We start from the raw sequence: 19,217 nt of genomic DNA on the forward strand, positions 1-19,217 counted from the left end.
GCCACAGCGCTGTAGTGCTGCTCGCGACCTGTGCGCCGTCACGTCAGCTTGCCGGTGTATTTCTCCAGCACCGCCCAGGCGTCCGCGCCATAGGTCTTCTGCCACTGGGTGTAGAAGCCGGCCTTCACCAGCGCGGCCCTGAACTGCACGGGATCCGGCTTGTTGAACGTCATGCCCTTCCCGGTCAGCTCGGCCTGCAACGAGCGATCCATCTCGACCAGATCGGCGCGCTCCTTGACCGCGGCCGCGTCGAATGCCGCATTGATGAGCTCGACGAGATCGGGCGGCAGGCCCGCCATTGCACGGCGGTTGCCAAGGATCCAGTAGCCGCTCCAGCAATGGTTCGACAGCGCGCAGTATTTCTGCACCTCGTACAGTTTTCCGGTCGAGACCTGCGCCAGCGGATTCTCCTGGCCCTCGACGATGTGGGTCTGCAGCGCCGAATAGAGCTCGCTGTAGGAGATGCTCGACGGCAGCGCGCCAAGCCCTGAGAACAGCGAGGTCAGCAGTGCCGTCACCGGCACGCGAATTTTAAAACCCCTGAGATCCTCGACGCTGTTGAGCTGCCGGCTCGACGACGAGGTGATCTGGCGGAAGCCGTTGTCCCAGACCATCTTCAGCGGCATGACGCCGGTTCTGGCGATCGCCTCGCGCACGATGTCGCCGACGCCGCCGTCCATCGCGGCCCAGACCTGGTCGTAAGACTGGAACGCGAAGCCGATGCTCGGCAGGCCCGACAGCGGCACCAGCGTTGACAACGTCATGCTGGGCGCGGCCAACAGCTCGATCCCGCCGGCGCGGACCTGCGACAGCATCTCCGGATCGCCGCCGAGCTGGCTGTTGGCGAACACCGTGATGTTGAGCCGGCCGGACGATTGCGCGCCGGCCAGCTTGGCCGCCTCGGCCAAACGGATTGTTAGGGGATGGGTTTCCGGAGTGTTGACGCCGAGCTTGAGATCGAACTCGGCAGCAGCAAGAGACGGCTTACCAAACATCGCGGCGGCAAGCGCCATGGAGCCGGCTCCCAGCATCCGTCGGCGGGTCATCTTCTTTGTTTTCATTGTTGTTTCTCTCCCAGGCGCAGCCCGCGCCCGTGGCCAGTTTCAGCCCTCTCTTTCTGTGACGCAAGGCACGGTGAAACCGATCCGCCCGTGGCACGAAACCATTTCCGGAACTCACGAAACGATCCGGAAACAGATGGGGCTTACCAGTAGGTGCCATAGACGGCGCATAGACGCCCGGAGGCGACCATGAACCACTCGATCCATTCAGCCGATCGCGCGACCCACCTCAAGATTGTGGTGGTTGCGCTCGTTGCGGCCATCGGGGTTGCGGCTTTCGGCATTTCGGCCCGGAACAACGCAGATTTCACCCAGACCGCCCAGACCAACCAGGTCATCAAGGCCGGCAAACCTGTCGCAATCACCTCCTCGGGCACCTCGACGGTCCGGTAAGACGGGTTCTGGCTTCGGCAGACAAAGCGGCCGTCTTCGGGCGGCTTTTTGTTGGTCCCGATCGTCTGGAGCGCGGCCGCGCAGCCGCGGTGAAATCTTAACCGCCTCCTAACGCGGCCGTTCGATTGCAATCCGCTCCGCGGCCGCTGTCTTAAAAGTTGTTCCGTAAGGTGCGCGTCAACAGAGGCGCAGGTCCACAATGAATTTGCAGCAGCAAGTAATTTCGACCGGCTTCAAGATCATCTGCACAGATTGCGGCAGCCTGGCGATAAAGGTCGCCGATCCCGCACACGCCTCCGGCGACACCATCATCGAATGCCGCCGCTGCAACGCCGTGCGTGGCACGGTGGCGGACCTGCACACGCTGGCGCGGCGCGGCCGCGACCTGTTCGAATTCTAACCCCGGCGGCGCCGATGCTGTCAGACCCGAACGCGACCATGCAGAGCGACATTCCCCTGGATACGGTCTGGTCGATCCTCGAGGCCGCCAACGAATTGGGCGATGCCCACACGGTCGACGCTTGCCGCCGCATCATCGACGCGAATTTGCGCGGCGACGCCCCGGGACAATCCGACCTCAACGCGGTCGCCGCATTCTTTGCCTGATCAAGGCAGCGGGTGGCCGTTTGTGAATTCAATGCGGCGTCGCGGCGACGGAGCTGACGCGGCATGATTTTTATGTCCTGCCGCGACCGATCAACGCCGATACGACCTCGTGGCGGCCTTACTTCTTTCGGAGAACGATGATGCTCTGATACGGCGAGATCCCGTTCATGCCGACGTCAACGAGATCGAACCGGTCGGTCCACTGCGTCTCGATGTACCGCTTGCTGATGATCGTCTCGCCGTAGGTCATTTCGCCATCGACCGGATAGCTTTGCGGATAGAAGTAGAATCCGTCTCGCGCCACGGTCTCGGCGATTTTTTGCTGATCCCAGCCAGGCAATTTGGAAATCGGCTCATAGAATGCGTATGCCGGCGGCCGAACGGTCAGGAGAAAGAGACCACGATGCTCCAGCGAGTCGTGGACCGCGGTCAGGCATGTGTCGCTCGCGGCAGGCGAGAGGTGCGTCCAGATCGATAGCGCGTAGGCGACATCGAATTTCTGATTGAACGGCAGACGTCTCGGCAAGCTTTCCGACAACACGATATCGGCGCGCGGGTTGGAGCGTTGCGCGACCTGGATGATGCCCTTGTGCGGATCGCAACCATGCAGATTGCGGAGCGGCACATCCTTCATGAAGTAACGGAGCACGCTGCCCCAGCCGCAGCCATAGTCCAGCACCTGGCATTCATCGAATGGCTTGTCCAGATGACGCCTGAGCTTGTCGTGCAACAGGCGATAGGTTTCGATGACGGCGGCGCCGAGCTCCATCCCGGAACGACCGCTCCAGTTTTTCTGGGTCCCGGCGTCTGGCGGATCTGGAATGGCCGCCTTGATCGCCTTGAAGCCATCATACTCCTTCCAGAGCAGTACATTCCACAGATACGGATCGTCGATCCATTTCAGTGCGTCGTAGACGGACTCTCCACTTCGGCAGGCGGCGTCCGCTCTTTCCAGTTCGTCGTTGTAGTATTCTTTCAGCCACGAACTCCAATTCATCAGCACGCCTCCGTGTCCAGGTTCGCTTCGTCAGCCCTCGCCCACGCTCGTGTCATTTGAATTTCCTGAAACTGTCTTCGCTTACTCCGGCAACTTTAAGACCCACCGCAAACGTCTGAGTTCCGGAAGCCGATGGAACCGCTGATGTCGTTCCCGTTCGCTGGTTGCGAGCGCTGTCACCGAGCGCGATGCGATGAGAGTAAGGCTGGCGTCAGGCTGGCGCGATACGCTGCGCGCGGGACCGAGACCTGCCGCTCGTGCGTTTCTCGCTGCTCTGATGGCGATAGTCACTACCGCATCAGCCGATGTGATGCTCGCTTGAGAGGTGAACCAATTGGTCGACCTTTGGGAAGCGTGCCGATGAAAGTCCGCGAACTCGTCCAGGTGCTGCGGGCACTCCCGGATCAGGACGCAACAGTCGTGATTGGAGAAGGAGCGAAGCCGGAAACCTGGCTGATCGTGTCGGGTGTCTCGGAATGTTGGATTGCGCCCGTGAGTGATGATCATGCGATCGTCGGGAGCGAACCGGCCATCGAGATCGTCTAAATGCCGCACGTTTGGGAGCGCGGCTGCTTTTGCGTGCCGGAAGCCCGGGCCAAGAAGGTTCGAGCACGTCAGGACGGTCGGCGCGCAACGCGTCTTAGAACTGGAACTTGGAGCTAAGTGCTTGATAAGGCTGGCGCGAGAGACGGGACTCGAACCCGCGGCCTCCGCCGTGACAGGGCGGCGCTCTAACCAACTGAGCTACTCCCGCGGATGCCGATCATCGGATTGATCCGCGCAGGATCGAGGGCATAAAGGCCCGCATCCCGATAGTCAAGCGCGTTGCGGAGCCCTGCACAGCACCGGCATTTTCGTGCTGTGGGCGCGCGTTGTCGCCTGTTTTCAGGGGAAACGGCGTAGTCAGCAAAGCCCCGAATCAAATAAGGCCTGATAGGTCTGGGTTTCCTGTGGCCGGGCCTGGCGCTGCCCGTTCCCAGAACCGGCGGTTTCGGGACTTTTCCGGACGCATTTTCCCGACGCGAACGGCGCGCCATTCGCGTCGAAGCAGCAATCCAGCCATTCAGCAACGAGGAGGGCCACACATGGCGAAGAAAGCAGCGACCCCGGCGACGATCACGCTGAAGCACCTGGCGGCGGCCATCGCCGAAGAGCAGGAGCTGTCCAAGAAGCAGGCCGAGGCGATCCTGACCGACATGGTCACCCGCATCACCAAGCACCTCAAGAAGGGCGAGCGGATCCGCATCGTCGGCCTCGGCATCCTCCAGGTCCGCAAGCGCGCCGCCCGCATGGGCCGCAATCCGGCGACCGGCGAGCAGATCCATATCAAGGCGAGCAAGAAGGTCGCTTTCCGCGCCGCCAAGGAGCTGAAGGAAGCCGTCTAGGGTTCTTAACTCTCTTGCTCGATACCAAGCGCCATTTCGGCTCGCGACGCGACCCGGAGTGGCGCTTTTCTGTTGTAGAGTTATCTTTCGATGCGCCTTGCTTGCGCGAACTTCGCCTGAGCGCCTTTTCCCGTTCTCCTACCCTTGCGCGGTCTTCATGCTGGCACCGGCTCTCGACTTCAAGCACACCGTCACCGAGCGCTTCCTGCGCTATGTCGTGATCGACACCCAGTCCGACCCGGATTCACCGACCACGCCCTCCACCGAGAAGCAGAAGAATCTCGGCCGCCTGCTGGTCGCCGAGTTGCAGGCGATGGGCATATCGGATGCGCATCTCGATCCGCACGGATACGTCTATGCCACGATCTTGGCCAACACCGACAAGACGGTGCCGGTGATCTGCTTCTGCTCGCACATGGACACCTCCCCCGACTGCACCGGCAAGAACGTCAAGCCGCAGGTCGTGAAGAACTATCGCGGCGGCGACATCGTGCTCCCGGCCGATGCCTCGCAGGTGATCCGCGCCGCCGAGCACGAGGCGCTGGCCGACCAGATGGGCAACGACATCATCACGACCGACGGCACCACCCTGCTCGGCGCCGACAACAAGGCGGGCCTTGCGGAGATCATGGATGCTGCGCATTTCCTGGTGACCAATCCGCAAATCAAGCACGGCACCATCAAGATCCTGTTCACGCCGGACGAGGAGATCGGCCGCGGCGTCGACAAGGTCGACATCAAGAAGCTCGGGGCCGACTTCGGCTACACCATGGATGGTGAGACCGCCGGCCATATCGAGGACGAGACTTTCTCCGCCGATGGTGCCAGCATCATCATCGAAGGCGTCGCGACCCATCCGGGATTTGCCAAGGGCAAGATGGAACACGCGATCAAGATCGCGGCCGCGATCGTCGATCGCCTGCCGAAGGATACTTGCTCGCCCGAGACCACCGAAGGCAAGGAGGGTTTTCTGCATCCGGTCGCGATCTCAGGCGCACTGGAAAACGCGCGGATCGATTTCATCGTGCGTGATTTCACCGAAGCCGGCCTGAAGCAGAAGGAAGCACTGCTTGAAGCGATCGTGAAGGATGTCATGAAGGGATATCCGCGCTCGACCTACCGTATCGAGGTCAAGCAGCAATACCGCAACATGAAAGAGGTGATCGATCGCCATCCCCAGATCGTCGCCTATGCGATCGAGGCGATCGAGCGCGCCGGGTTATCGCCGGTGAAGACCTCGATCCGCGGCGGCACCGACGGCTCGCGGCTGTCCTTCATGGGACTGCCCTGCCCCAACATCTTCGCGGGCGAGCACGCCTTCCATTCGCGGCTCGAATGGGTCAGCCGCCAGGACATGGAGAAGGCCGTGCAGACCATCGTGCACCTGGCGATGATCTGGGAAGAGAAGGCCTGATCAGGCCCGCGCCGTCACGATCCAGATCGCGCCGGGCAGCGGCACCGCATCGCCTTTGACGAACGGCGCCAGCGCCTCGCGTATCGACGCGGTGGCGGCGGCGCGCACCTCATCCGGGTGGCCCTCCAGCGCCCGGCTGGCCGGCCCGATCTCGAGCGCCCCCTGGATCGCCGCATCGATGCCCCGCCCGGTCGCGACATCGAGCTCGACCGTGCACGGCTCCATGGCAATGCCGGAAAAGCCGGCCTCACCCAGGATCCGCTTCACCCGGGCCTCGGATGCGAACGCGAACGGGCCGGGATCCTCGGGGCCGAGCGGCGGCAGCTTCGGCACGTGCCTGTAGACCGCCTGCAGCGGCGTCATGAAGAAGGGATTTTCGCGCGGCTCCTGCCAGCACGCGAAAGCAAGACGGCCCGTCGGCTTCATTGCCTTGTGCAGATTGGTGAACGACGCCGCGGGATCGGCAAAGAACATCACGCCGAAGCGCGAGGCCAACAGGTCAAAGCTCGCGGGTGCGAACGGATAGACCGTCGCATCGGCGAGCGCGAACTCGACCGGCAATCCCTGCGGCGTGCTCTGACGGGCCCGCATCAGCATCGGCTCCGAGACGTCGACACCAAGCACGCGGCCGTCGGGCGCGACCTTCGACGCCAGCGCGAAGCTCGAGGCACCGCTGCCGCAGCCGACATCGACGACGCGCTCGCCGGCCTTCGGCGCCGCGCGATCGATCAAGAGGTCGAGCACCGGCTGCAGCACGATATCCTGCGCGGCCTGCCTGGACGCCCAGCGCTGGCCGCCCGGCCCGTTCCAATATGCAATCTGATCGGCGTTCTGCGGATGACCTGCGTTCATGCGATCCAACCTTGTTGAGAAGACTCTAGCAAGTCTCGCGCGTCGCCGCGCGCAGCATCGGCATCACCTGGTAGGTGAATCCGGCATTGGCCTTGCTGACGGGATCGTTGGCGACGATTTCTAGCGGATCGGCATCGTCAGACAATTGCAGCACGCCCATTCCCCAAACGCCGGCGGGATCGGCCACCGGGCCGAAGATCAGCGCCTTCCCGGCTTGCAGCAACTCGCCGCAATAGGCAACGTGCGCCTGCATGATCTCGACTTCCTGCGGCGTCATGTCCTGTGGGAAGGTCGGGCGCGGTCCGGTCAATTTGCAGACGTAATACTTCATCGACCTGGTCCGCACTCTCTGATTATTTGGCGGCAGCGCTTGTGGGCTTGGCCTGCTTCGGCGCAGGCGTCTTCGCGGCAGTCCCCTTCGGGGCGGCCTGCCCGTCATTGCTGCGTGCAATGCCCCACGGATCGGTCGGTTTCTGGTCCGGCACCCCGCTAAGTGCGCGCTGGTAGGCGCGCTGCTGCCGCGCCTCGTTGGCCACATCCGCCGGCGACTTCTCGATTTCTTCGCGATAGCGCTGAACATGGTCCTGCTGCGCCCATGCCGGTTCGGCAATCAAGGCGAGAAGAAAAATCGCGGCGAGTTTACGCATGCATCAAGTTCCCGGTTAGGCGGAGAGAATAGCATCGCAGCCGCGTCGGCGCCAAACCCGAGTGACATCGCGCCAACAGGAACCGAGCCCGGCCCGCGACGCGTCCGTGACTTTCGGCACCTTTCGTATCGTCGGCTGCCGAATGACATTTGGCAGACCAGCGCGGAGCAAGCGCGGTCCCGGCCACCCCACAGACTACCCCACGGCCGGGATCGCGCCCTTTCCGCGCGCTCAGGGAGAACCGAGCCATGGCCTCACTGCGTCGGACCAACCAACCGGCGGCCGCTTTGCAGCTCGTGAAGCACCGTGCCACGGTCATCCTGCGCGAGCATGTGCAAGTGGAGGCCGAACTCGTCGGACGGGCTGCGGTCCTCACGGATGGGACTGCAGGGACCGTCGAAGGCGTGTCGCTCGACGAGTCTCACGGATTGCGCATCTCGATCAAAGGGCACATCGGGAAGTGGCCGATCTCGACCATCAGGATGCTTCAGCCATAGGACTGGAGCCGGCGCCCTTCGACACCGAGCACGCGGCGAGTTCTGCATGAAAGTCGGGCTTGCCCAGCCGCAGTTGGGGGGCGAAGGCTGGTGGGCGGTGAGAGGATCGAACTCCCGACCAATGGTGTGTAAAACCAGTGCTCTACCGCTGAGCTAACCGCCCGTATCAGCGCGTCTCTTTAGCCTCGCCCGCCCCTCGGGCGCAAGGTCGCCAAGGCCGCAAAGCCTCAATCGACGAACTTCAATCCTTGGACGTCAATCCTTGGACTTCAATCCTTGGGCTTCAATCCTTCAGCCGCGCCGGCACTCCCTCGAGATCATTGATCCACGGCGCCGCAGAGCGGCACCAGACCTGGCGTCGCGGGGTCAATTCGCCACGCTGGCGAATGCTGCCCCAGCGGATTCCCCAATCATCCGGACCACCGTCCTCGCCGCTGGTGAACAACGGGGAGCCACACTCGCCACAAAAGTGCTGGAAGCGGATCCGACCGTTATCGCCCCGCTTATCGTAGATCTTCGGCGTACGTCCGGTCAGCCGGACCTGCTCGGCGGCGCAGATCACGGTGACGCGATAGGGCGAGCCGGTCAGCGACTGGCAGTCCGTGCAATGGCAGATCGACACCCGTTCGGGATCGATCTCCGCCTGATAGGTCACGGCCCCGCAGTGGCATTGCCCGTCGATCTGCATCGCGTTCTCCCAATTCGGCGTCGTGCAACAAGGCGGTAGCTAAGAGGTCGTTCCCGGCGATGCGGCCCGCAAGGCATCCGGAACACGGTCGGGCACCTCCGTTGGGACAGTGCTGGTATCCCAAAGCGGGATTGTTTGGGATACCAATTTGGGATACTTCGACAGCACACTAAAACTCTACGTCCAGACCGGCAGACCACCATGTCGCAGATGCTGCAGATCCACGACCAGCTCCGGGAGATGATCCTCTCGCTCGACCTCGGTCCCGGCGAGCGGCTGTCGGAGCGCTGGCTGGAGAGCCAGTTCGAGGGATCACGCACGCCGATCCGCGCCGCGCTGGTGCGGCTGGAGAGCGAAGAGCTGGTCCGCCGCGACGGCCGTAACTGGATCGTCGCGCCGATCGACGTCGGTGAATTGGAGGCGCTGGCCGAATTCCGGATCCCGTTGGAGACGACGGCCGTCCGCCTCGCCTGTGCGCGGGCGAGCGAGGCCGACATCGGCGGCGTCGAGGAGATGCTGGACACCTGCCAATCTGGCGCGCCGCGCGAGGAATGGCACCGGGTCGGCACCGATTTCCATGTCGAGATCGCGCGCCTCTCCGGCAACCCCTTCATCGTCAAGGCGATAGCCGGCGCGATGACCCGGCTGTCGCGCGCACGCTGGCTCGAAGTGTGGACCGAACCCTCGCGCGAGCAGGCCTGGCGCGAGCACCGACGCATTCTCGGCTTCATCAAGGCCAACGATCCGGATTCGGCCGCGCGCGAGGCCACCGATCACATCACCGACACCCGCGATCGCCTGCTGCGTTCGCTGAAGGAGGATCGCCGCGGCCTGCGCATGCGCGGCTTCGCCGTGATCGGTCTGCGCTGACATGAACATCGAAGTCGATCGCGAAGCCCTGCTTGATGCAGGCCCCTGGCAGCGCAATTTGATCGTCTGCCTGTTCGGCTCCTTCACGACCATCGTGGGGATGACGCTGCTGCTGCCGTTCCTGCCGCTCTATGTCGAACAGCTCGGCGTGACCGACCATGCCGCCATCGTGCAATGGTCCGGCGTCGCCTACGGCGCAACCTTCTTCAGCGCGGCGCTGACGGCGCCGTTGTGGGGACGGCTCGCCGACCGTTACGGCCGCAAGCTGATGCTGATCCGCGCGAGCCTCGGCATGGCGATCGCGATGTCGCTGATCGGCATGGCGCACAATGTCTATGAGCTGGTCGGCTTGCGGCTGCTGACCGGGCTACTCGGCGGCTACGCGTCGGGCTCGAGCGTGCTGGTCGCGGCGCAGACGCCGAAAGCGCGGTCCGGCTGGGCGATCGGCGTGTTGTCCGCCGGCATCATGGCCGGCAGCCTGGTCGGTCCCTTGATCGGCGGCGTCCTGCCCGGCCTGATCGGTATCCGCATGACCTTCTTCCTGATCGGCGGCGTCATCTTCATCACCTTCCTTGGCACCACCTTCCTGATCCGCGAGGATGCGCGTCCGAAGACCGCGAAGGGCAGCAGACCGCGCGGCGGCTGGGCGCTGGTTCCGGACAAGCGCCCGATCGTCGCGATGTGGGGCACCGGCCTGCTGCTGATGATCGCCAACATGTCGATCGAGCCGATCATCACGGTCTATGTCGCGCAGCTGGTCGAGGCGCCGCAGGTGACGTTCGTCGCCGGCCTCGTGATGTCAGCCGCGGCGTTCGGCAGCCTGCTGTCGTCGTCGCATCTCGGCAAGCTCGCCGATCGCGTCGGCCACTGGCGGATCATCACGATCTGCCTCGCCGCGTCGGCGCTGCTGCTGATCCCGCAGGCCTTCGTGGTCAGCGGCTGGCAGCTGATCCTGCTGCGCTTCCTGATGGGGCTCGCGCTCGGCGGCCTGCTGCCCTGCATCACCAGCGTGATCCGGCACAACGTGCCTGATGCGGTCACCGGCAGCATGCTCGGCTATTCGATCTCGGCGCAATATGCCGGCCAGGTGATTGGCCCACTCGCCGGCGGCTTCATCGGCGGCCATATCGGTATGCGCGCGGTGTTCCTCGGCACCAGCGTGCTGATGGCACTCGGCGCGATCGGCAACTTCGTCGTCGAGAAGAAGGAGTAGTCGCGACCCGCCTGATGGCCGATCACCGCCCAAACAAAAACGGCGCCCGAAGGCGCCGTTTTCCTGTTTCGATGGAAGCTCGCTTTAGTGCGCCGTCAGGCCGCCGGACGCCTCATCCGACGCATCGGGCTTGACGTCGACCTTGCTGGTCTCCTCTTCCCAGACGATCGGCGCAGGCACGCGGACCAGCGCCTTGGCAACGACCTCATCCAGCCGCGAGACCGGAATGATCTCCATGCCGCCCTTGATCGCATCGGAAATCTCCGTGAGATCCTTGGCGTTGTCCTCCGGGATCAGTACCGTCTTGATGCCACCGCGCGCGGCAGCCAAGAGCTTCTCCTTCAGACCGCCGATCGGCAGCACGCGACCACGCAGCGTGATCTCGCCGGTCATCGCGACATCGTGCCGGACCGGAATGCCGGTCATGACCGAGATGATCGCGGTGGCCATCGCGACACCGGCGGACGGACCATCCTTCGGGGTTGCGCCCTCCGGCACGTGAACGTGGATGTCGCGCCGGTCGAACATCGGCGGTTCGATACCGTAGGTGATCGCGCGCGAGCGCACGTAGGACGCCGCCGCCGAGATCGACTCCTTCATCACGTCGCGCAGGTTGCCCGTGACGGTCATCTTGCCCTTGCCGGGCATCATGACGCCTTCGATGGTGAGCAGCTCGCCGCCGACATCGGTCCAGGCCAGACCGGTGACGATACCGACCTGATCCTCGTCGTCGATCTCGCCGAAGCGATACTTCGGAACGCCGAGGAACTCCTCGATGTTCGCTTCGGTGACCTTCACCGACTTCTTCTTGGAGATCATCAGCTCCTTCACCGCCTTGCGGGCGAGTGTGGAGAGCTCACGCTCCAGGTTGCGCACGCCCGCTTCGCGGGTGTAGCGGCGGATCATCAGCAGCAAGGCCGCGTCGTCGATCGACCATTCCTTGGAGTCCAGGCCGTGCTTGGAGAGCGCGCTCGGGATCAGATGCTTGCGCGCGATCTCGACCTTCTCGTTCTCCGTGTAACCGGCGATCCGGATGATCTCCATGCGGTCCATCAGCGGGCCCGGAATATTCAGCGTATTCGCGGTCGTGATGAACATCACGTTGGACAGGTCGTAGTCGACCTCCAGGTAGTGGTCGTTGAAGGTCGAGTTCTGCTCGGGGTCGAGGACCTCAAGCAGCGCCGACGACGGATCGCCGCGGAAATCGGCGCCCATCTTGTCAATCTCGTCCAGCAGGAACAGCGGGTTCGAGGTCTTCGCCTTGCGCATCGACTGGATGATCTTCCCGGGCATCGAGCCGATATAGGTGCGGCGGTGACCGCGGATTTCGGCCTCGTCACGCACGCCGCCGAGCGACACGCGCACGAACTCGCGGCCCGTGGCCTTCGCGATCGACTTGCCGAGCGAGGTCTTGCCGACGCCGGGAGGCCCGACCAGGCACAGGATCGGTCCGGTCAGCTTGTTGGCGCGCGACTGCACCGCGAGATACTCGACGATGCGGTCCTTGACCTTCTCCAATCCGTAGTGATCGCTGTCCAGCACCGCCTGCGCGGCCTCGAGGTCCTTCTTGACCTTGGACTTCTTGCCCCACGGAATCGACAGCAGCCAATCCAGATAGTTGCGCACGACGGTCGCTTCCGCGGACATCGGCGACATCTGGCGCAGCTTCTTCAGCTCGTGCTGGGCCTTCTCGCGCGCTTCCTTGGAGAGCTTGGTCCTGGAGATCTTCTCCTCCAGATCGGCCAGCTCGTCGCGACCTTCGTCGTCGCCGAGCTCCTTCTGGATCGCCTTCATCTGCTCGTTCAGGTAATACTCGCGCTGGGTCTTCTCCATCTGGCGCTTGACGCGCGAGCGGATGCGCTTCTCGACCTGCAAGACCGAGATCTCGCTCTCCATCAGGCCGAGCACCTTCTCCAGGCGCTGGGTGACGGACAACGTCTCCAGGATCGCTTGCCGATCGGCAATCTTGACCGCGAGATGCGAGGCAACGGTGTCGCCGAGCTTGGCGAAATCGGTGATCGCCTGAACCACGCCGACGACTTCGGCGGAGATCTTCTTGTTCAGCTTCACATAGCTTTCGAAGTCGGACACGACCGAACGCGCCAAGGCCTCGGCTTCGACCGAGTTGGCGTCAGTGTCAGCGAGCGCGACCGCAGTCGCCTCGTAATACTCGCTGCGGTCGGAATACTTCTCGACACGCGCGCGCTCGAGGCCCTCGACCAGCACCTTGACGGTACCGTCGGGCAGCTTCAGGAGTTGCAGCACGCTGGCGAGCGTACCGGTCTCGTAAATTGAATCGGGAGCTGGATCATCATCGGACGCGTTCTTCTGCGTCGCGAGCATGATCAGCGCATCGTTCTTCATCACCTCTTCGAGCGCGCGGATCGATTTCTCGCGGCCGACGAAGAGAGGCACGATCATGTGCGGGAAGACGACGATGTCGCGAAGCGGCAGCACCGGATAGGAGTGGCTTTCGCCGTGGACGATCGTTGGCCGGGGTTTTGAGGTCGTCATGGCCTTATCCTTTTGTTTTGCCCCCTTGCTCCGCAGTCCGCCTGCTTGCGCGACCGCCACAAGGTGCCTTGGTGACCCGGAAGAAGATTGCTGTCAGCAGCCGCTTATTCCGCATCGTAAAGCGACGAATCTCACCACACGAGATCCCTCACCGATAGCATTAGGTGGCTATCAGGCCGGGGGGTGTCAAGTCTGAGAAGTGCCCGGAAATTCAGGCTAAACAGGCATTTACTGCAATGCCGCAGCGGTGCTGCTGGTGCGCCGCAGCGGCCGCCGGATCGCCCGGCAGCCGCGTGATTTGCGACGACAGAAAGTTGCGCCTCAGGCGCTCGCGCTGCTCTCGACGGCCCGATCGGAACGATCCGCGTAGATGTAGAGCGGACGCGCCGTGCCTTCGACGACCTCGCGCGAGATCACGACTTCCTCGACGCCTTCGAGGCCCGGGAGGTCGAACATGGTCTCGAGCAGGATGCTCTCCAGGATCGACCGCAGGCCGCGCGCACCGGTCTTGCGCTCGATTGCCTTGCGGGCGACCGCGCCAAGCGCCTCGTCGGCGAAGGTCAGCTCGATGTTCTCCATCTCGAACAGCCGCTGGTACTGCTTCACCAGCGCGTTCTTCGGATCGGTCAGGATCTTCTTCAGCGAGGTCTCGTCGAGGTCTTCCAGCGTCGCGACGACGGGCAGACGGCCGACGAATTCCGGGATCAGGCCGTACTTCAGCAGATCTTCCGGCTCGACGTGACGGAAGATCTCGCCGGTACGGCGATCCTCCGGCGCGAGCACCTGCGCCGCGAAGCCGATCGAGGTCGAACGGCCGCGCGCGGAAATGATCTTCTCGAGGCCCGAGAACGCACCGCCGCAGATGAACAGGATGTTGGTGGTATCCACCTGCAGGAACTCCTGCTGCGGATGCTTGCGGCCGCCCTGCGGCGGCACCGACGCCACCGTGCCTTCCATGATCTTCAGCAGCGCCTGCTGGACGCCCTCGCCCGACACGTCGCGGGTGATCGAGGGATTGTCCGACTTGCGGCTGATCTTGTCGATTTCGTCGATATAGACGATGCCGCGCTGCGCGCGCTCGACGTTGTAGTCGGCGGCCTGCAGCAGCTTGAGGATGATGTTCTCGACGTCCTCACCGACATAGCCGGCTTCGGTCAGCGTCGTAGCGTCAGCCATGGTGAAGGGAACGTCGAGAATGCGGGCCAGCGTCTGCGCGAGCAGCGTCTTGCCCGAACCGGTCGGACCGATCAGCAGGATGTTCGACTTCGCCAGCTCGACGTCGTTGTGCTTGGTCTGATGGTTAAGCCGCTTGTAGTGGTTGTGGACGGCGACCGAGAGCACCTTCTTGGCATGGCTCTGACCGATCACGTAGTCGTCCAGGACCTTGCAGATTTCCTTCGGCGTCGGGATGCCGTCGCGCGACTTCACCAGCGAGGACTTGTTCTCCTCGCGAATGATGTCCATGCACAGTTCGACACACTCGTCGCAAATGAAGACAGTCGGTCCGGCAATCAGCTTGCGAACTTCATGCTGGCTCTTGCCGCAGAACGAGCAGTATAGCGTGTTCTTGGCGTCGCTCGTGCCGACCTTACTCATTCATTATCTCCGTCCGCCGTTCGATCTTGTTTGCCAGATCGACCCAATCCGGCACAAAACCGGGGCCTTGGGTAGATAGAGCAAATTCCGTACCAAAAAAGACCCTACGCAATACTGACCGTGGGGATCACGGTTTATTCGAATCTCCGCGACCATAGCCGATGCATTACAGCCAACCATGCTGGCACCCGACTATCAAGAATTCGCTAATCGGAGGGCCGGCTCAAGACCGTGACAATACCGTGATTTTCCACGATCGCACGTGGAACACGCGTCGAAATCCACGGAACGTTGCGGGATTACCACGCCAAGCCATGAGCACGAAAGCGGAACTTTCTGCCCCAGCACATGCGCTTGCGAGGTACTCCACCGTGCTGCTTTGCCGACTATGTGAGGCGTCAATGTGGAGATCACATCGACGCCTCGGGTCGCTGTCCAGATCAGCTAGCCCTGTCAGGCAGCCTGGTTAGGCCGCCTTGGCCGCCGACGGGTCTTCCGGCCGCTTGTCGATGACCTTGTCGACGAGACCGAACGCCTTGGCGTCCTCGGCGGTGAGGAACTTGTCGCGCTCGAGCGCGTCCTCGATCGCCTTGTAGGTCTGGCCGGTGTGCTTCACATAGATCTCGTTGAGGCGCTTCTTGAGATTCAGGATCTCCTGCGCGTGCAGCATGATGTCGGTGGCCTGGCCCTGGAAGCCGCCTGACGGCTGGTGCACCATGATGCGGGAGTTCGGCAGCGTGAAGCGCATGTCCTTCTCGCCGGCTGCCAGCAGCAGCGAGCCCATCGAGGCCGCCTGCCCCGTGCACAGCGTCGACACCGGCGGACGGATGAACTGCATCGTGTCGTAGATCGCAAGGCCCGACGTCACCACGCCACCCGGCGAGTTGATGTACATCGAGATTTCCTTCTTCGGATTCTCGGCCTCGAGGAACAACAGCTGCGCGACGATCAGCGTCGACATGCCGTCCTCAACCGGGCCGGTGACGAAGATGATGCGCTCTTTCAGCAGGCGCGAGAAAATGTCGTAGGCGCGCTCGCCGCGATTGGTCTGCTCGACGACCATCGGCACAAGGTTCATGTAGGTTTCAACGGGATCGCGCATGAAAGAACCCAAGGGTTAGGGGTGATGCAGAACTTGACTCAAGGCTACCTGACTCAAGGCTTAACCCAGATATGGGCCAATTTCCGGCCGACAAGACCGGCACTGGCCGTACTAGCCACCTGGGCAGGCCGCAGAAGTTCAAGCCGATTCGCGTCGGCACGCCTAGCGAGGGGGACCCTCACCAGGCCAGCTTTCGCGGTTCATCATTAACGCGAGATGCCGCAATCAAGCGGCAGTTTGCTCGGCGTCTTCATCCTTGAACAGCTCATCCTTGGAGACCTTCTTCTCGGTCACGGTGGCGAGCTCCAGGACGAAGTCGACGACCTTGTCCTCGTAGATCGGAGCGCGGAGCTGGGCCAGCGCCTGGGCGTTGCTGCGGTAGTAATCCCAGACTTCCTTCTCGCGGCCCGGCATCTGGCGCGCGCGCTCGATCACGGCGCGCGAGACCTCGTCGTCGGTCACGGTGATCTTGTTCTTCTCGCCGATCTCCGACAGCACGAGACCGAGGCGGACGCGGCGGTCGGCGATCTTCTGGTACTCTTCCTTGGCCGCGTCCTCGGTGGTGTTCTCGTCGGCGAAGGTCTTGCCGGTCGAGTCCATCTCGGCCTTGATCGAGTTCCACATCAGGTTGAACTCTTCGGCGACAAGCGACGGCGGGGCCTCGAATTTGTGGCTCTCGTCGAGCCGGTCCAGCAGCGCGCGCTTGACCTTCTGACGGGTCGCGCCGGCGAACTCGGCGGTCAGACGCTCGCGCGCGGCTTCCTTGAGCTTGTCGAGCGACTCGAGGCCGAGCGTCTTGGCGAACTCGTCGTCGATCACGGTCTCACCGGGCGCCTCGATCAGCGTCGCGGTGGTCTCGAACTCGGCCGGCTGGCCGGCGAGCTTGTCGTTCAGGTAGTTCTTCGGGAACGTGACCTTCAGCGTGCGGGTCTCGCCGGTGCCGATGCCGATCAGCTGCTCCTCGAAGCCCGGAATGAACTGGCCGGCGCCGATCACGACCTGGATGCCCTCGCCGGTGCCGCCCTCGAAGGCTTCGCCGTTGATGGTGCCCTTGAAGCTGATGGTGACGCGGTCGCCCTTCTCCGCCGTCCCCTCGGTCTTGGCGCTGTACGGGCGGCTGCCTTCCGCGATGCGCTTGATGGCATCGTCCACGTCGGCGTCGGAGACCTCGACCACCGGCTTCTCGACCGAGAACGACTTGAAATCAGCGAGCTGGATCTGCGGCACGACCTCGATCGCAACGGTGTAGGTCAGGTCGGTCTTGCCCGACAGCAATTCCTCGACCTGGTCCTTCTCGGTCGGCATCGTGATCTTCGGCTCGCCGGCGAGGCGGAAGCCGCGATCTTCGAAAATCTGCCGGTTGGTGTCGCTGATGGTCTGGTCGATTGTCTCGGCCATGACCGAGCGGCCATAGATCTTCTTCAGGTGCGCCACCGGCACCTTGCCGGGACGGAAGCCGTTGAGACGGACCTTGTCCTTGAGGTCGACCAGCTTGGCGCCCGCCTTGGCATCGAGATCGGATGCCGGAACGCTGATCTTGAATTCGTGCTTCAGTCCCTCGTTGAGGGTCTCGGTGACCTGCATGGTATCAATCTTCTTCCGCTTTTGCCGCGGCCCGAGCGGCCGTGGCAGTGTCAATCTGTTCGACGGTGAGCCTTGCGGCCTGACGTCTGTGGGTTCGGCGAACCCTCGTCCCCTTCGGGGGCCAAGGTTCTCCAAGAATTCGTCATGCAAACGCTGTAAGCGCTTGGTGCGGGCGGAGGGACTCGAACCCCCACAACTTTCGTCACTGGAACCTAAATCCAGCGCGTCTACCAGTTCCGCCACGCCCGCGCGAAAAGCATCCAGTCCGGCCGCGATGCCGCGGGCGGCCGGGCTTATAACATGCGCCCACCGGTTCGCAGCAAAAAAATGGCCGCTGAAGAGCCCGCCCTGCGACCGATCGCGACTGGACAGGTACATCTGAAAATGGTCCGCATCGTCCGAATGGCAAGCCCTCCAATAAGTCCCGAATTTTCCCTCACCCGGCGCGACCTGATCGCCGGCCTCGGTGCCGCGGCGCTTTGCCCCGTTTGGCCGGGCACCGGCTCGGCGGAGGGCCGGACGGCGGTCGTGCTCCAGGCCAGGGTCGACCGCATCTCGCTTCGTCCGGGCATCCCGGACACCCCGGTCTGGTCGCTCGGTAGCGGCGATCTTCGCTTCAGGCGCGGCGAGGTCCTCGACGTGGCGTTCGGCAATGAGCTGCCGGTTCCCGCCGCGCTCGATTGCCGCGGGCTCGATGGCGTCCCGGCCGCGGAGCCGCTGGCCTCCCGGGCGCCGCTTGCCACGGGGGCAAAGGATACCTTTCAGCTGCCGCTTCGGCATGCCGGCACCTTCCTGTGCGAACCGCTGTTCGGGGATGGCACGGCGCCGGCACGGCCGCGTCCGCTGATCGTGACCGGCACCTCGCCGGTCGCGGTCGACCGGGACGAAGTCTTGCTGATCGAGGAGTGGCGTCTGCAGCCCGATGGAACCGCGATCCCACCTGGAAGCGACCCGAAAGATTCGACGCAAATTCATACAATTAACGGCAAAACCTCATACGACATCTTGGCCCCGGCCAATGCCCGCCTCAGACTCCGCTTTATCAATGGCAGCCAACGCAGTGTGCTGGCGGTCAAGCTCGAGAACCTCGACGTCCGGGTGATGGCGATCGACGGCCAGCCGGCAGAGCCGTTCCCGGCTCGCAACGGCGCGCTGGTGCTGGCGCCCGGCAGCCGCACGGATGTCTTTGTCGATGCGACCGGTCCGGCCGGAACCAGCTTCCCGATCCTGTTGCACGACGGCAAGCAAGCCCGTCCGATCGGCAGGCTCGCCGTCTCGAACGAGCCGCCGATCCGAACGGCGCCGTTCCCGCCGGCCCCACCGCTGCCGGGCAACGACATGCCCGCGCAGTTTGAGCTCAAGGGCGCAGCGCGATTCGATCTGGCGCTCGGCACGCCCACGGAGTGGTTCCGCCCAGCGGACTTCAAGCCGTCAACCGCCCCGGCCTTTCAGGCCAAGGCCGGCCGAACCGTCGTGCTGGCGTTGACCAACCAGGGCGCGATCGCAAACGTCTTTCATATGCACGGCCATCACTTCCGTCTGCTCGACCGGCTCGACGACGGCTGGAAGCCGTTCTGGCTCGACACGCTCGCGGTCGAACCGGGCCAGACCCAGCGCATCGCCTTCCTCGCCGAATATCCGGGCCGCTATCTGATCGAGCAGGTCGCGACGGATTGGGCCGCGCCGCGGCTGCTGCGATGGTACAATGTGCAATAACAAGAAAGTGGAGGCCGCCGAGGAAAACATCGATGAGCCAGAGAGTTGCAGCGATTCGCGGTGTGAGGGCGCGAAGCGTCGC

The 19,217-nt window shown here is 63.4% G+C and carries 20 protein-coding genes and 3 tRNA genes; 10 read left to right on the top strand and 13 right to left on the bottom strand.

What is annotated here, in order from left to right; all coding sequences use genetic code 11:
* Positions 1–38 precede the first annotated feature (38 nt).
* Positions 39–995, bottom strand: a complete 957-nt coding sequence (locus tag AKN83_RS20240; protein WP_083992171.1) for a TRAP transporter substrate-binding protein — start codon at positions 993–995, stop codon at positions 39–41.
* A 255-nt stretch (positions 996–1,250) separates the two neighbouring features.
* Between AKN83_RS20240 and AKN83_RS20245 the strand changes: the two genes are divergently transcribed.
* From AKN83_RS20245 to AKN83_RS20255, 3 genes are all read left to right on the top strand, one after another.
* On the top strand, positions 1,251–1,454 hold the full coding sequence (locus tag AKN83_RS20245; protein WP_021079164.1) for a hypothetical protein: 204 nt from the start codon (positions 1,251–1,253) through the stop codon (positions 1,452–1,454).
* 199 nt (positions 1,455–1,653) lie between these two features.
* Entirely contained in the window at positions 1,654–1,854 is a 201-nt protein-coding gene (locus AKN83_RS20250; RefSeq protein WP_050405629.1) for a hypothetical protein, read from the top strand.
* A gap of 14 nt (positions 1,855–1,868) precedes the next feature.
* Positions 1,869–2,060: a hypothetical protein gene (locus AKN83_RS20255; protein ID WP_050405630.1), complete on the top strand. Its 192-nt coding sequence runs from the start codon at positions 1,869–1,871 to the stop codon at positions 2,058–2,060.
* Between the two features lie 118 nt (positions 2,061–2,178).
* Here the strand turns inward: AKN83_RS20255 and AKN83_RS20260 are convergent, their stop codons facing one another.
* A complete protein-coding gene (locus AKN83_RS20260; RefSeq protein WP_063695438.1) occupies positions 2,179–3,057 on the bottom strand; it encodes a class I SAM-dependent methyltransferase in 879 nt (292 codons plus the stop codon).
* A 360-nt stretch (positions 3,058–3,417) separates the two neighbouring features.
* Between AKN83_RS20260 and AKN83_RS20265 the strand changes: the two genes are divergently transcribed.
* Positions 3,418–3,603: a hypothetical protein gene (locus AKN83_RS20265; protein WP_050405632.1), complete on the top strand. Its 186-nt coding sequence runs from the start codon at positions 3,418–3,420 to the stop codon at positions 3,601–3,603.
* A gap of 131 nt (positions 3,604–3,734) precedes the next feature.
* Here the strand turns inward: AKN83_RS20265 and AKN83_RS20270 are convergent.
* Positions 3,735–3,811, bottom strand: a tRNA-Asp gene (locus tag AKN83_RS20270).
* 307 nt (positions 3,812–4,118) lie between these two features.
* On the opposite strand from AKN83_RS20270, the gene AKN83_RS20275 reads away from it, so the two are divergent.
* Together AKN83_RS20275 and pepT are read left to right on the top strand one after the other, a co-directional pair.
* Positions 4,119–4,442, top strand: a complete 324-nt coding sequence (locus AKN83_RS20275; RefSeq protein WP_224924859.1) for an HU family DNA-binding protein — start codon at positions 4,119–4,121, stop codon at positions 4,440–4,442.
* Positions 4,443–4,599: 157 nt separating this feature from the next.
* The gene (pepT, locus tag AKN83_RS20280; protein ID WP_050405633.1) at positions 4,600–5,856 is read left to right on the top strand and encodes a peptidase T; all 1,257 of its coding nucleotides are present in this window, start codon (positions 4,600–4,602) and stop codon (positions 5,854–5,856) included.
* On the opposite strand, the gene AKN83_RS20285 is transcribed toward pepT, so the two are convergent.
* From AKN83_RS20285 to AKN83_RS20295, 3 genes are read right to left on the bottom strand one after another with little or no spacing between them, the layout of a single operon-like run.
* The gene (locus tag AKN83_RS20285) at positions 5,857–6,708 is read right to left on the bottom strand and encodes a class I SAM-dependent methyltransferase (RefSeq protein WP_050405634.1); all 852 of its coding nucleotides are present in this window, start codon (positions 6,706–6,708) and stop codon (positions 5,857–5,859) included.
* 25 nt (positions 6,709–6,733) lie between these two features.
* Positions 6,734–7,039 (bottom strand): YciI family protein, encoded by a 306-nt coding sequence (locus tag AKN83_RS20290; RefSeq protein ID WP_050405635.1) that lies wholly within the window; start codon positions 7,037–7,039, stop codon positions 6,734–6,736.
* A gap of 22 nt (positions 7,040–7,061) precedes the next feature.
* Positions 7,062–7,355, bottom strand: coding sequence for a hypothetical protein (locus AKN83_RS20295; RefSeq protein ID WP_063695439.1), 294 nt, complete (start codon positions 7,353–7,355; stop codon positions 7,062–7,064).
* Positions 7,356–7,603: 248 nt separating this feature from the next.
* Between AKN83_RS20295 and AKN83_RS20300 the strand changes: the two genes are divergently transcribed.
* Positions 7,604–7,852: a hypothetical protein gene (locus tag AKN83_RS20300; RefSeq protein ID WP_050405636.1), complete on the top strand. Its 249-nt coding sequence runs from the start codon at positions 7,604–7,606 to the stop codon at positions 7,850–7,852.
* A gap of 88 nt (positions 7,853–7,940) precedes the next feature.
* Here AKN83_RS20300 and AKN83_RS20305 read toward each other — a convergent pair.
* Together AKN83_RS20305 and AKN83_RS20310 are read right to left on the bottom strand one after the other, a co-directional pair.
* A tRNA-Val gene (locus AKN83_RS20305) sits at positions 7,941–8,015 on the bottom strand.
* A 120-nt stretch (positions 8,016–8,135) separates the two neighbouring features.
* Positions 8,136–8,540: a GFA family protein gene (locus AKN83_RS20310; protein ID WP_050405637.1), complete on the bottom strand. Its 405-nt coding sequence runs from the start codon at positions 8,538–8,540 to the stop codon at positions 8,136–8,138.
* A 201-nt stretch (positions 8,541–8,741) separates the two neighbouring features.
* Here AKN83_RS20310 and AKN83_RS20315 point away from each other — a divergent pair, with 201 nt between their 5' ends.
* Positions 8,742–9,410: a GntR family transcriptional regulator gene (locus AKN83_RS20315; RefSeq protein WP_050405638.1), complete on the top strand. Its 669-nt coding sequence runs from the start codon at positions 8,742–8,744 to the stop codon at positions 9,408–9,410.
* Between the two features lies 1 nt (position 9,411).
* On the top strand, positions 9,412–10,623 hold the full coding sequence (locus tag AKN83_RS20320; RefSeq protein ID WP_050405639.1) for an MFS transporter: 1,212 nt from the start codon (positions 9,412–9,414) through the stop codon (positions 10,621–10,623).
* 84 nt (positions 10,624–10,707) lie between these two features.
* Here AKN83_RS20320 and lon read toward each other — a convergent pair whose 3' ends face one another.
* The 5 genes from lon to AKN83_RS20345 all read right to left on the bottom strand — a co-directional run bounded on the left by lon (position 10,708) and on the right by AKN83_RS20345 (position 17,668).
* Positions 10,708–13,137, bottom strand: a complete 2,430-nt coding sequence (gene lon, locus AKN83_RS20325; protein WP_050405640.1) for an endopeptidase La — start codon at positions 13,135–13,137, stop codon at positions 10,708–10,710.
* A gap of 321 nt (positions 13,138–13,458) precedes the next feature.
* Positions 13,459–14,733 carry an ATP-dependent Clp protease ATP-binding subunit ClpX gene (gene clpX / locus AKN83_RS20330; RefSeq protein WP_018271869.1) on the bottom strand — a complete coding sequence of 425 codons (1,275 nt, stop codon included), beginning with the start codon at positions 14,731–14,733 and terminating at the stop codon, positions 13,459–13,461.
* A 466-nt stretch (positions 14,734–15,199) separates the two neighbouring features.
* Entirely contained in the window at positions 15,200–15,835 is a 636-nt protein-coding gene (locus AKN83_RS20335; RefSeq protein ID WP_021079148.1) for an ATP-dependent Clp protease proteolytic subunit, read from the bottom strand.
* Between the two features lie 225 nt (positions 15,836–16,060).
* Positions 16,061–17,419 (bottom strand): trigger factor, encoded by a 1,359-nt coding sequence (gene tig / locus AKN83_RS20340; protein WP_050405641.1) that lies wholly within the window; start codon positions 17,417–17,419, stop codon positions 16,061–16,063.
* Positions 17,420–17,583: 164 nt separating this feature from the next.
* Positions 17,584–17,668 (bottom strand) — tRNA-Leu (locus AKN83_RS20345).
* 135 nt (positions 17,669–17,803) lie between these two features.
* On the opposite strand from AKN83_RS20345, the gene AKN83_RS20350 reads away from it, so the two are divergent.
* Positions 17,804–19,135, top strand: a complete 1,332-nt coding sequence (locus AKN83_RS20350) for a multicopper oxidase family protein (RefSeq protein ID WP_050405642.1) — start codon at positions 17,804–17,806, stop codon at positions 19,133–19,135.
* Positions 19,136–19,217 lie beyond the last annotated feature (82 nt).

The sequence above is a fragment of the Bradyrhizobium embrapense genome (assembly GCF_001189235.2).
GTDB classification, from domain to species: Bacteria; Pseudomonadota; Alphaproteobacteria; order Rhizobiales; family Xanthobacteraceae; genus Bradyrhizobium; species Bradyrhizobium embrapense.